Genomic DNA, 11,921 nt, shown 5'->3' on the forward strand with positions numbered 1-11,921 from the left:
ATAAGTAAAAATCAGAAAATTTATTTTTCTGGAGGTGAGGAAATGAAAGAGCAGTTCCTGTTTATTGATTTTGAATTTACAATGCCCGATGGAAAATCAAAAGGAATTAAATTTTTTCCGGAAATCATTGAAGTTGGTTTTGTAAGTGTCATTAATGATGAGATTAATCAAACATATTCTTCATTTGTTAAACCGCTGCAATTTCCAACGTTATCCTCAAGATGCAAAAGGTTTCTAAATATTTCTCAAGAAAATGTTGACCATGGAATACAGTTAAAAGAACTTGGAGAAATATTAAATGAAGCGACAAAAAACTATAGAACCACGGTAATTACTTGGGGCAACATGGATATGAGGGTATTAAAACATAATTGCGAGGCTGCGAATATATCATTCCCAATTCATGGGGAAGTAAGAGACTTATGTCTAGAGTATAAAACCTTCTTCGGTAACCAAAATCAAACTGGTCTTTGGAACGCAATGAAAGAGTATGGAAAAGATGGAACTGGAAATCACCACAAAGCACTAGACGATGCATTAACAACATATCATATTTATAAATTAGTAGAAAAAGATAAGCAATACATGAAAAAACCTGCACCAGCGACTTTAGGAGACTTAATTGATTTTTCATTACTAAAGAAAAGAATATCTTCATACTAAAAACCAATTGATTTTAAATCAGTTGGTTTTTATTTTTGTTAAAAGAGTAATTTTGTTTAATATCCAATCCATTTTTATAAGGGCAATAAGGGGATTGATTTAAATGTTTTAAATATTTTTGATGTGTAAGTCGTTGTTGATTTCACTAACTACTTGATTATGAAGAGCCATTCATTTGATTAATGATTAAAAATATTTTAAGAATAACTTTTTTAAAAGAATAAGTTGATTGGAACGAAAGGATGGTCGACTCCTGTGGGATGTGCGGGAAGGCTGAGACCCCACAGGAACGAACGTGACGAGGAGGCTCAGGTCTCGCCCCACGGAAAGCGACCATCCTGTAGTGGAAATCAACAAGAAACAACTTAATTAAAATCTTTGAACATTTCTTCATTTTACTTTGATTATCATAGAATACTTTGTATAATTGGCAGTGGGAGTGATGGGACTATGATGGAGTTTTTATATTTTCCTGAAGATAAAACAGAGTATATACCTGCCGTTATTTCATTAATCATTTTTATGATCGGTGCATTTATTACTTTTTATTTAATTAAAAAGGCATCGCTGAAAGAAGAAAAGCGTATAACAGAATTAATGGAATCAAAAGAAAAAAAATCATTACGTGAATAAAGTAATTCAAAATGGGGACTTACTAAGGAAGGTCTCTTTTTTTATTTACATCACATTTTTATCACATTTTTGTGATAGATTTATTTTTGTGAATTTATTAACTACATAGACTAACTAAAATCTGATCAACCAAGCGCTTTTTAAACATTAACTTTATCGATCTAAAATTTAAGATCTGTATAAATTTAGCAGAATCTTAGGAGGTAATACATATGAAAAAATTATTAAGTTTATTAATTGTAAGTATTATGATAACTGCAGGATGTTCTAATGAAAAGAAGAAGGAACCAGTAGTCGAAAAACCAGTTGATGTAAATATACTTCTGCCGACATCCGATATTAATTTAAATAAAGAAATTACAATACGGGCTGAAGTTAGTCAAAATAATAAAGCTGTTTCTGACGCTGATGAAGTTCAATTTGAAATTGGTAAAAATGGTGAAGATAGTATTGCCATGCTTGATGCAAAAAACGGTGCAGATGGTATTTATTCGGCTACATACAAATTTACTAATCCAGGAGATTATTATGTAATTGCACATGTCACTGCAAGGGATCAACATTCAATGCCTAAAAAAGATTTTAAAGTTCAAACTACTACCTCAACTAGCAATAGTAATGGTGAAAAGAGTGAGCATGAAACTCACAGTGGAGATGATCATCATGGCGATGTAATGATTCATTTAATGGGCACTGAAAATATAGATGTAAATAAAGAAAATCACTTTACGATTCATCTTATGACGAATGATGGAAAACCGCTTGAAAAAGCGAATGTGCGAATTGAAACATGGAAAGATGAGCAAGGAAAACATGACTATACTGATGCAAAAGAAGTTGCACCAGGTGAATATGATGTTAAGTATACCTTTAAAGAAAAAGGAACAAATACAGTAAAGGTTCATGTTGAAAAAGGGGAACTACATGACCATACTGAAAAAGAAGTCACAGTAAATTAAATAATAATGAAGGCTATCCGATCTTTGATGAATAGAAGGATAGCCTCTTTTATATAAAAGCTTGAAGTCAAGAGCTACTGACTGATATCGCTTTTATGGGGGTGAATATTTTGAGAAAGATTTCGATTTTCAGTACGATTTTACTTTTCTTATTTTGTACCGGCTGTGTGCCAAGTAATATGTCACATATTAAGGATTCGGAAAATGTCCTTATTTCAGTAAACAAAAAAGTGGGAAGTTTAACGTTCCTGAATTTAGATGATTTACATAAAGTAACAGATTGGAATTTAAATAGGGATGTAAGTGGAGCAGTATTATTACAAAACGGAGAAGATATTGCTGTATACCATCCAACAAATCCCAAAATAGATATTTATCATCTTTCAACAGGGGACCATGTCGATAGTTGGAATGCAGGTACTGGTATTACTAATATAATTTCTTTAAAAAGTAATCAGGTGATTGCTGTAACGAATGGAAAGAAGAATAACATTACATTTTTTAATCGTAAGGGTAAAGTTCTTAAAAAAATTAAAATAGGTAGAAATCCAATTTCGATGGTTGAAGATACGATTCATCATAAATTATATGTTAGTTTGTTTAACGAGAGAAAAGTGATTGGTATTAACTTGGATGGTTTTAAAATTGAACAAACGATCGAAGTGCCTTACACATCGGTAGGCTTACTATTAAACAAAGACTCATCTGAACTATTTGTTGGGGGACATGGAAATGGTGAAGTGGAAAATGAGAACGTAAAAGTTTATTCAACTATCACTGGTAAGCAACAAAAGACTCTTCATACGCCATTAATGCCTATTTCGTTTTTTCAAAATGAAGATGGATTATTTACAATCGCCCATGGAACAAATCAAATTTATAAGCTAAATCCGAATGTAGTTAATCAGACTAAGTTTATTGAAGTTGGATCGAATCCATATACGGCTATTGGTTTTAAACATACCGCATATGCAGCTAGCTATGATTTAAACAAGCTGTACCAAATAAATACGACAACGATGAAAATTGAAAAAGAAGTTGCAGTAGGAAGAGGACCTTTTCAATTATTGTTAAGAGAGGGTATTCGACATGATTGAAAGAAAGATATTAATTGTTGATGATGAACAAGAAATTTGTCAATTGGTTGGAATGTATTTAGAAAATAGTGGATATAGTTGGGATGGAGCAAATAATGGTGAGAGCGCATTATTAAAAATAAGTCAATCAAACTATGATTTATTAATTTTAGATATAATGATGCCGATAATGGATGGATGGACCCTTTGTAAAAAGATTAGGGAAACATCAAATGTACCAGTGATATTCTTAACAGCAAAAGGTGAAGAGTGGGATAAGGTAAATGGATTAAAAATGGGAGCGGATGATTATATCGTAAAACCATTTAGTCCAGGAGAATTAATTGCAAGGGTAGATGCAGTTTTAAGAAGAACGAAAAACACGGATGCTACCGTTTTACAGATAGGCCAAATCAAAATAAATGAAAAGTCTAGGAATGCTTTTGTATCGGATAAACCTTTATCGCTTACTTTAAAAGAATATGATTTGCTTCTCTTCTTTTGTAAGCACCAAGACCACGTTTTTAGCCGCGAACAAATTTTAGAAAAGGTTTGGGGTTTTGATTATTTTGGTACAGCTAGAACAGTCGATACACATATAAAAACATTAAGAATTAAATTAGGACAGGATGCAGATTATATTTCTACGGTTTGGGGTGTAGGATATAAATTCGGGATAAACGGATGAGGAAATTACTCTATTCGTTATCGTTTTTACAAAAGCTTTGGTTAACGATTTGTTTAATCGTAATCTGTACAACAATCTTTTTCTTTTTAATGTTTCAGTTTGCATATAAGCAATTATATGTTTCGTATGTCCGTTCCACTTTAATCCAAGAAGGTACAAGCTTAGTAAAACATTATCATAAAACGAATAATGTTAATGACTTTTCAGAATTTGTTTCAAAATTTGATGCTGTTTCAAATGCTAATGTTTTATTTATTAGCAATCCAAGAGATTTAAGTGCATGTATTCCCTATAATGTAAGCCACGAATCTTTCATTACTGAAGACGATCGTGAAACTTTATTAAAAGGAAAAGTGATTACGAAGACAGGGTTTGAAAAAAGATTTAAGCATCAAATAATCGGAGTTGTTGTTCCGGTTGTAAAAAAAGAAAAACTTGAAGGGATTATATACTTACACTTACCTTTAAGGAGTGTTACTGAATTAATCCAACAATCAAAATGGATCTTTACGATTAGTACATTGTTATTTGCCTTCGTTATTCTTTTAATTGGCAGAAGTATAATAAAACAAATGATTAAGCCTTTATCAAGAATGGAGCAAATATCTTATAAAATGGCAAATGGTGATTACACCGAACGGATCCACTACAATAGTGGTGATGAAATAGGAAAACTAGCTACTGCGTTTAACTCAATGTCTGATTCTTTACAAAAAGAAGATGAAAATAGAAAAGAGTTTTTAGCCAATGTTTCTCATGAATTAAGAACACCGTTAAGTTATGTTAAAGGATATAGTGAAGCAATACTAGATGGTGTAATAAAACAAGAACAACAACTAAAATATGTTGGTATCATTCAGAAAGAGGCTAGTCGGATGCAAAGATTAGTTAGAGATTTACTTGACTTGGCTACATTAGATGGTCAGCAATTTCCACTTAGTCAAGAACCTAACGTAATTGCTCAGTTAATTGAAGATACAATCGAAACATATTCTCAAATCCTCATTAAACGTAATATTAAAATTCAAAAGAATTTAGATGAGACGATTATCGCAAATGTTGACCCAGACCGTTTTCAACAGGTAATCCACAATTTACTTGATAACTCAATTCGTTATACACCTACAGGTAAAACGATTTATATTTCACTATTTCAAGATAAACAAGTCACGTTGGAAATTTTAGATGAAGGAAAGGGGATTCCGTCTGAAGAGATTCCGCATTTAGGAGAAAGGTTTTACCGAGTAGATAAAGCAAGATCTAGAAACGAAGGTGGAACCGGATTAGGACTTGCCATTGTAAAGCATATTATTGACCAACACAAAGGTAAGATAAAATTTGTGAATATAGATGGTAAAGGATTGAAGGTTATTATTACTTTGCCGATATTTGAAATAGAGTAAATGTGAAAAAGAGTCCCAATTTTGAGGACTCTTTTTCTTATACAAAATTTGATATCCGTTCATAAATATGTTCAGGAATTTCTTCAGGAATTAAATGTCCTGCTTCAGGATAAGTATATAAAGTTGAATACCTTAAATCGCGATGCAATCTTTCTCCTACTTCTAATGGAACTACTTTATCTTTTTCACCCCAAATTAATAATGTAGGTACAGATATATTTTGTAAATCTTCAGGACTTAAATCACCCTCTCGATCACGAATCATCTTTGTTAATGCTCTAAAAATCTCATCTTGCAAAAAAGGTTCTTTGTATCCGTTTATCATCTCATCATCAATTAACTTCTGATTATGAACAACTGAAATGAGTGAGTTCATAATACCTTGTTTAGCTAAATGCCTTTTAATATATAGATAGAAAAAAGGAAAATAAGATGAAATTATTAAATGTGGATTTGCCCTTCCTAAATAACCTGAACTACATAATAAAATCACTTTTTTTACGAGCTCCGGTTCTTTTTTTGTTACATATAAAGCAATTTGCCCGCCCATAGAATGTCCGACTAAATAAATGTTTTGTAAATTTAAATGATTTACAAGAGAGATAACGACGTTTGCAAAGTTATCATACGAATATTTAAAATTTAAATGTTTTCCACTTTTACCAAACGGGGGTAGGTCAATTACGACAACAACATGATCTTTTGAGATATAAGGGATTAGTCTTCGGAAACTGAAGCAAGATGATAAAAAACCGTGAATTAATACAAATACTTTTGAATCTTGCTTATTGCTATTATGGTATCCGTAAAGTTCATAATATACATCAAGTCCAGAAACCTTATATGTTGACTGCATTGTTTCAGAATGATTCATCATCCAAACTCTCCTTCTTATTTTTTGGATTATTATGTCCAAACGGAAGGAATACATGCTTTATTTAATAATGCTCTGTAAGTCACCATATGATATGCAAATTGCTAAAATACTTTTAAATTATAAGTTTTTCGTCAATTCTAATAGAGACAAGTATTTATTTAAAATAATTGAAATAGCCCAACCTTTAAAGTGACTATAATAAGTAAAGGGATTTTAGAAAAGAAGTGCCATTTATGAGTAGTAAGCAAACTTTAAAAGTTGGTCTGTGTGTGCTAAAATTTATTTAGTGGAATTGAACGAAAATTAGGAGTGTTTTGAATGGCACAAAACTACAATATTGGAAAAGTTTACACTGGTAAAGTAACAGGGATTCAAACGTATGGTGCCTTTATTTCACTTGATCACCAAACACAAGGACTAGTACATATTTCCGAAATTATTAATGGATATGTTCGCGATATTCGAGACTATATTTCTGTTGGGCAATTAGTAAATGTACGTGTACTGTCTATTGATGAGATGACAGGAAAAATAAGTTTGTCTTTAAAAGGAGCAAGTATCGATCAAGGATTTAATGGTGACGAGAACTTAAAACATGCAGCTAGACTATTAAGAGAGCTTAAACCAGATGGATTTAGCACCCTGCATAAAAAATTAAATGAATGGCTTCGCGTTGAGATGAAGAAAGAAAATATGACGAATTAAAAAGGAAGGGAATTTACCCTTCCTTTTTAATTCTTAGAAAAGTATAGATAAGAGACTAATTTCGTCTACAATTATCTTACTTCATTTGTTTCAGGATGTGTTCCTAGCTCTTCTGAAGGTTTAAATAATAAGCCAAGGTTAATTAATCCTGAAATACCAACGATACCATAAATAATTCGAGCAAAAGCAGAATCTGCACCACCAAAAATTGCTGCAACTAAATCAAATTGAAAAAATCCAATTAAGCCCCAGTTTATAGCCCCAATGATTGTAAAAATAAGTGCAATACGTTGTAATGTACTCATATAGGTTAACCTCCTTTTTATGACCTTCTAACATAGCTTTCCTCATTTATTTTTGTTTATGTACTCAAAAAAAATTATAAGAAGAAATGTCTTTAAATTTTTTGTTAATTTTTTCACATAAATATAATTGCATTTACTTGCTTTCAATTATTTAATTAGGTACATTGTAAAGGTATTACAACTATTTAAGGAGGTTTGAAGTATGACTTCTCATATTAAATTTGACTATTCAAAAGCAAAAATGTTTTTTCAAGATCATGAAATATCTTATTTAAGGGATGCAGTGAAATTATTTCACCATACAATTCATGAAAAAACAGGAGCAGGTAGCGACTTTCTAGGATGGGTAGAGTTACCTAATGACTATGACAAAGAAGAATTTTCTCGAATTCAAAAAGCAGCAGAGAAAATTAAATCAGATTCAGACGTTCTTTTAGTAATTGGTATCGGTGGATCTTATTTAGGTGCACGTGCTGCAATTGAAATGTTACAACACTCATTTTTTAATATCGCTTCTAAAGAAGAAAGAAAAGCACCTCAAGTTTTCTTCGTAGGAAATAATATTAGTTCTACATATATGCATGATTTAACTCAAGTTTTAAAGGATAAGGATTTTTCTATTAATGTTATCTCAAAATCTGGGACAACAACTGAACCAGCTATTGCATTCCGTATTTTTAGAAAACTGTTAGAGGAAAAATATGGTGCTGAAGAAGCTAAACATCGTATTTACGCTACAACTGATAAAGCACGTGGGGCATTAAAAACTGTTGCTGATGAAAAGGGTTATGAAACATTTGTTATTCCTGACGATGTAGGTGGACGTTATTCAGTATTAACTGCAGTAGGTTTATTACCGATTGCTGCAGCGGGTATTGATATTGAACAAATGATGAAGGGTGCACAAGATGCATATAAAGAATATAACTCTTCAGAATTAGAAGATAATCAAGCATATCAATATGCAGTTGTTCGAAATGTTTTATACAACAAAGGTAAAACAATCGAGATGCTTGTTAACTATGAGCCATCATTACAATATTTTGGAGAATGGTGGAAGCAATTATTTGGAGAGAGTGAAGGGAAAGACCAAAAAGGTATCTATCCATCTTCAGCAAACTTCTCAACGGATTTACATTCTCTTGGACAATATGTACAAGAAGGTCGACGTGATCTATTTGAAACAGTTTTATCTGTTGAAAATCCTCGCCATGAATTAACAATTGAACTTGAGGATAACGACTCTGACGGATTAAATTATCTTGCTGGTAAAACTGTAGATTTTGTTAATAAAAAAGCTTTTGAAGGTACGATCTTAGCTCATGCTGACGGTGGAGTACCAAATCTAATTGTTTCTTTACCAAAATTAGATGAGTATACTTTCGGTTATACAGTATACTTCTTTGAATTAGCTTGTGCGATGAGTGGATATTTACTTGGAGTAAATCCGTTTGATCAACCAGGTGTCGAAGCATACAAGAAGAACATGTTTGCATTATTAGGTAAACCAGGATTTGAAGAACTAAAAATGCAATTAGAAGAACGATTAAAATAATATTATGACTAAAAGACCGTTGTTAAAATTGACTTTAACAACGGTTTTTTTTGAAATTAAAATTAAAATTCATGTTTTTACTTAATAAGAAAATACTATTGAAAAAAGGAGGAGAAAAGCATGTATCCTTTAAAATCAAAATTAGAGAATGCAATATTTCCGCTTAATGACATTGAGGGGAAATTAAAAAATCATGGATTTGTAATTGGAGCAAACTGGGAATATGATCATGGGAGTTTTGACTTATTAATGCAGGATGATGACGGGTATCAATATTTAAGATTACCTTTTAATGTTACTTCAGGTTCATTAGATATGAATGGGGCTGTTATACAATTTGAGACTCCCTTTTTATTAACTCATATTTATAATGAGGGGCTAGATGATAATGTTGGTTTAGAGGGGAATTTAACTGGATCATTAAACCAGTTCCAAGAACCAATTGAAAAAGATGGAAAAGTTCCTAGAAAATATCAAATAAAAGGGTTTGAAATTCTTAAGAGAATTGAGGACGAACTTTTATAAAAAAAAGAGCCAAACCTTTTGGATTGGCTCTTTTAGACTGCCCGCCAAACGCTCGCTTTCTTCGTTGCTTCGCCTGTCTGCGGTGCTCATTACCGTTTTAGGTAACTCCGCTCCTCACCAGGCTTCGCGCCTCGAAAGACAAGCGCTTGCAATCAGTCTGAAAATCAAGTTTTAGAATTTGTCTATCAAAAAAGAGCCAAACCTTTTGGATTGGCTCTTTTTTGATAGCAATTGTTAAGTAAGTAAGATCAGAAAATCATCTTTTGTAATTTTAATACTTTTATCGGGTCTGATGATTGTTTGTTTATCACGAATGATTCCAATAATCATTTTATCATTGTTTAATTCTTCAACAACAATATCAAAATAAAATTTTCCAATCATTTTTTGTTCAACTTCCAATATTTTCACTGTAAAGTTTTCTAGTTGATTTGTTAACTTAAGCACTACATCTGAATATCCTCTATGCATAATCGAACCTGACATGACAAAGGAAGTTAACAAATGCGCTTCAATTATTTCATTCGCGCCAGCTCGATTTGCGTTAATGACTTGATTTTTGGTTAAGATTTCTGCGATACAGTTAATTGACTGATTAAGACCTTTTGTAGCGATGATTGTTAAAATTGTTTGCATATCGGCATCTTGCTCATTTTTATTTTGATCAGCTGTAATTAAGATTGTATTGGCAAATTTTATATTTGCTCTTTCTAGTACTGAGTCATTGGAGGCAGAGCCTTTTACAAAGTGTACCTTTTCTAAATCAGGTGGTAATAGCTCTAAACTTTCATCAATTAATACAATATAGACCTGGTTTGAAGATGCACGTAGTTGTTTAATTACATTTTTAACTCGTTCATTCCAACCTACTATTATAATATGGTTCTTTTTCGTAAATGTAAGTGCACCTCTAAAATCCGCGTCTTGATTCCTAAATGTTTGTGCTGTAAATGAAATCATATAATAAGAACCAAATCCAGTACCTAGTAAAATTAATATAACTGCAAAAAAACGTCCAACTGGAGATAGGGGTACGTAATCACCGTAACCTACTGTAAATGTAGTTACTATTGACCACCACATACCGTCCCAAACAGTTGGAAAAGTAAATGGCTCAGCGAAATGGATGATTGATCCGAAAATAGCAATCAACGATAATAGAATTAACGTAATTTTAAATAGTGTATAGGATTTAAAATAGATTGGTTGGTTACGAAATACTTTCAAGCTTATACCTCCATCGCAATTTCGTAACACTTATTTTTACCAATAAGTAATAACTTATCACTACTATATACTTTCTATCTCAATTCCACGGATGTTTTCTATTTGTTCAATATCATAATAAATTTCTGTCGTTCTTCGTTTATTAAACACTAATAATTTCATTTGGACATAATGTTCATCATTATTTAATCCTTTTATTTTAATGTTTTTAACTGTAATATCCTGAGCGGTAATTTGATCAATGACAATATTTATATTTTCTCTTCCTATTACTGTTAGCTTTAAACTTATATCTCTTTCTTTTAATCTTTTAGGACCAAGCTTGTTAATTAAGTAAGGAATTAATTCTACACTTATTATTAATAAACCTACACCTGCTAAAGCCTCGGCGTAAAAGCCAGCCCCAACAATTATTCCGATACCCGATGCGCCCCAAATCATAGCAGCTGTTGTTAACCCGGCTATTGTATCATTACCTCTTCGAAGAATTACACCAGCTCCAACGAAACCGATTCCTGATACTATTTGAGCCGGTAATCGTAACGGGTCCATTGTTATATTTAAATAATCACTTCCATGAAATGAAAAGGCAGAACTAATAGAAACAATTGTTAATAGGCAACTCATTATTGAAATAACAAGGCATGTCTTTAATCCAAGAGGTTTTCTTTTTAACTCTCTTTCTAAACCGATAACGGAACCTAACATTGCTGATACTAGTAATTTTATGAGGATATCTGGTTGTAGATCCATTTTCTAAACCCCTTTTCTATATAGTTTATTGCTAATTCGACATTACGTATTACACTTCCTTCGTACTATTTATAATTTTTTTATCATTTATAAAAAAAAATGAAAAAAAGGGCTTGTCATAACCTAATTAGGATGTTATATTTATATACGTCGCCAAGATGGTTCGACAAAAAACGAAATGAAGTAATAAAAAATAAAAAAAATGTTGACTCGCTTTCTAAGAGATGTTAATATGAAAAAGTCGCAAATGACGCGACAAAGTGAACTTTGAAAACTAAACAAAACATGAAGTAAACGTCAATTATTAGTTTTTTGAGCAATACAAGATTTAAACTTAACTTTTATGGAGAGTTTGATCCTGGCTCAGGACGAACGCTGGCGGCGTGCCTAATACATGCAAGTCGAGCGGACTAATGGGAGCTTGCTCCCGTTAGTTAGCGGCGGACGGGTGAGTAACACGTGGGCAACCTACCTGTAAGACTGGGATAACTTCGGGAAACCGGAGCTAATACCGGATGACATAAAGGAACTCCTGTTCCTTTATTGAAAGAT

13 protein-coding genes and 1 rRNA gene are annotated in these 11,921 nt (G+C 32.1%); 10 read left to right on the top strand and 4 right to left on the bottom strand.

The genetic code is table 11. The features are described 5' to 3' along the window. Positions 1–42 precede the first annotated feature (42 nt). The 6 genes from kapD to BM319_RS15635 all read left to right on the top strand — a co-directional run bounded on the left by kapD (position 43) and on the right by BM319_RS15635 (position 5,422). Positions 43–663: a 3'-5' exonuclease KapD gene (gene kapD, locus BM319_RS15610; RefSeq protein WP_069034803.1), complete on the top strand. Its 621-nt coding sequence runs from the start codon at positions 43–45 to the stop codon at positions 661–663. A 450-nt stretch (positions 664–1,113) separates the two neighbouring features. Then, the gene (locus BM319_RS15615; protein WP_069034802.1) at positions 1,114–1,296 is read left to right on the top strand and encodes a hypothetical protein; all 183 of its coding nucleotides are present in this window, start codon (positions 1,114–1,116) and stop codon (positions 1,294–1,296) included. A 212-nt stretch (positions 1,297–1,508) separates the two neighbouring features. After that, positions 1,509–2,255 (top strand): FixH family protein, encoded by a 747-nt coding sequence (locus BM319_RS15620; protein ID WP_091023553.1) that lies wholly within the window; start codon positions 1,509–1,511, stop codon positions 2,253–2,255. 110 nt (positions 2,256–2,365) lie between these two features. After that, positions 2,366–3,352 (top strand): YncE family protein, encoded by a 987-nt coding sequence (locus tag BM319_RS15625; protein WP_069034800.1) that lies wholly within the window; start codon positions 2,366–2,368, stop codon positions 3,350–3,352. Beyond that, positions 3,345–4,019, top strand: coding sequence for a response regulator transcription factor (locus BM319_RS15630; protein WP_091023555.1), 675 nt, complete (start codon positions 3,345–3,347; stop codon positions 4,017–4,019). The genes BM319_RS15625 and BM319_RS15630 overlap by 8 nt, the downstream gene beginning before the upstream one ends. Continuing rightward, positions 4,016–5,422: a sensor histidine kinase gene (locus tag BM319_RS15635; protein WP_286143793.1), complete on the top strand. Its 1,407-nt coding sequence runs from the start codon at positions 4,016–4,018 to the stop codon at positions 5,420–5,422. Before BM319_RS15630 ends, BM319_RS15635 begins: the two co-directional genes overlap by 4 nt. Positions 5,423–5,459: 37 nt before the next feature. Here the strand turns inward: BM319_RS15635 and BM319_RS15640 are convergent, their stop codons facing one another. Then, complete coding sequence (locus BM319_RS15640) at positions 5,460–6,296, bottom strand: alpha/beta fold hydrolase (protein WP_069034991.1); 837 nt, start codon at positions 6,294–6,296, stop codon at positions 5,460–5,462. 321 nt (positions 6,297–6,617) lie between these two features. Here BM319_RS15640 and BM319_RS15645 point away from each other — a divergent pair, with 321 nt between their 5' ends. Then, entirely contained in the window at positions 6,618–7,004 is a 387-nt protein-coding gene (locus BM319_RS15645; RefSeq protein WP_056468646.1) for a CvfD/Ygs/GSP13 family RNA-binding post-transcriptional regulator, read from the top strand. A 71-nt stretch (positions 7,005–7,075) separates the two neighbouring features. Here BM319_RS15645 and BM319_RS15650 read toward each other — a convergent pair whose 3' ends face one another. Next, positions 7,076–7,309 carry a DUF378 domain-containing protein gene (locus BM319_RS15650; RefSeq protein WP_056468643.1) on the bottom strand — a complete coding sequence of 78 codons (234 nt, stop codon included), beginning with the start codon at positions 7,307–7,309 and terminating at the stop codon, positions 7,076–7,078. A gap of 202 nt (positions 7,310–7,511) precedes the next feature. Between BM319_RS15650 and BM319_RS15655 the strand changes: the two genes are divergently transcribed. Beyond that, complete coding sequence (locus BM319_RS15655) at positions 7,512–8,864, top strand: glucose-6-phosphate isomerase (RefSeq protein ID WP_069034797.1); 1,353 nt, start codon at positions 7,512–7,514, stop codon at positions 8,862–8,864. Between the two features lie 120 nt (positions 8,865–8,984). Then, a complete protein-coding gene (locus BM319_RS15660; protein ID WP_069034796.1) occupies positions 8,985–9,389 on the top strand; it encodes a YugN family protein in 405 nt (134 codons plus the stop codon). Between the two features lie 234 nt (positions 9,390–9,623). Here BM319_RS15660 and BM319_RS15665 read toward each other — a convergent pair whose 3' ends face one another. Then, entirely contained in the window at positions 9,624–10,616 is a 993-nt protein-coding gene (locus BM319_RS15665; protein WP_069034795.1) for a potassium channel family protein, read from the bottom strand. A gap of 63 nt (positions 10,617–10,679) precedes the next feature. Then, positions 10,680–11,369, bottom strand: a complete 690-nt coding sequence (locus tag BM319_RS15670) for an MgtC/SapB family protein (protein ID WP_091023560.1) — start codon at positions 11,367–11,369, stop codon at positions 10,680–10,682. Between the two features lie 340 nt (positions 11,370–11,709). On the opposite strand from BM319_RS15670, the gene BM319_RS15675 reads away from it, so the two are divergent. After that, positions 11,710–11,921: ribosomal RNA gene (locus BM319_RS15675) — 16S ribosomal RNA — on the top strand; the annotation flags it as partial.

Origin of the sequence: Bacillus sp. UNCCL81 (assembly GCF_900112535.1) — a bacterium.
Taxonomy (GTDB): domain Bacteria; phylum Bacillota; class Bacilli; order Bacillales; family Bacillaceae_G; genus Gottfriedia; species Gottfriedia luciferensis_B.

Bases quoted from the DNA above. Each gene is read 5' to 3' on its own strand.
- kapD (WP_069034803.1), top strand. From the start codon at position 43: ATGAAAGAGCAGTTCCTGTTTATTGATTTTGAATTTACAATGCCCGAT.
- BM319_RS15615 (WP_069034802.1), top strand. From the start codon at position 1,114: ATGATGGAGTTTTTATATTTTCCTGAAGATAAAACAGAGTATATACCT.
- BM319_RS15620 (WP_091023553.1), top strand. From the start codon at position 1,509: ATGAAAAAATTATTAAGTTTATTAATTGTAAGTATTATGATAACTGCA.
- BM319_RS15630 (WP_091023555.1), top strand. From the start codon at position 3,345: ATGATTGAAAGAAAGATATTAATTGTTGATGATGAACAAGAAATTTGT.
- BM319_RS15635 (WP_286143793.1), top strand. From the start codon at position 4,016: ATGAGGAAATTACTCTATTCGTTATCGTTTTTACAAAAGCTTTGGTTA.
- BM319_RS15640 (WP_069034991.1), bottom strand. From the start codon at position 6,296: ATGAATCATTCTGAAACAATGCAGTCAACATATAAGGTTTCTGGACTT.
- BM319_RS15645 (WP_056468646.1), top strand. From the start codon at position 6,618: ATGGCACAAAACTACAATATTGGAAAAGTTTACACTGGTAAAGTAACA.
- BM319_RS15650 (WP_056468643.1), bottom strand. From the start codon at position 7,309: ATGAGTACATTACAACGTATTGCACTTATTTTTACAATCATTGGGGCT.
- BM319_RS15655 (WP_069034797.1), top strand. From the start codon at position 7,512: ATGACTTCTCATATTAAATTTGACTATTCAAAAGCAAAAATGTTTTTT.
- BM319_RS15660 (WP_069034796.1), top strand. From the start codon at position 8,985: ATGTATCCTTTAAAATCAAAATTAGAGAATGCAATATTTCCGCTTAAT.
- BM319_RS15670 (WP_091023560.1), bottom strand. From the start codon at position 11,369: ATGGATCTACAACCAGATATCCTCATAAAATTACTAGTATCAGCAATG.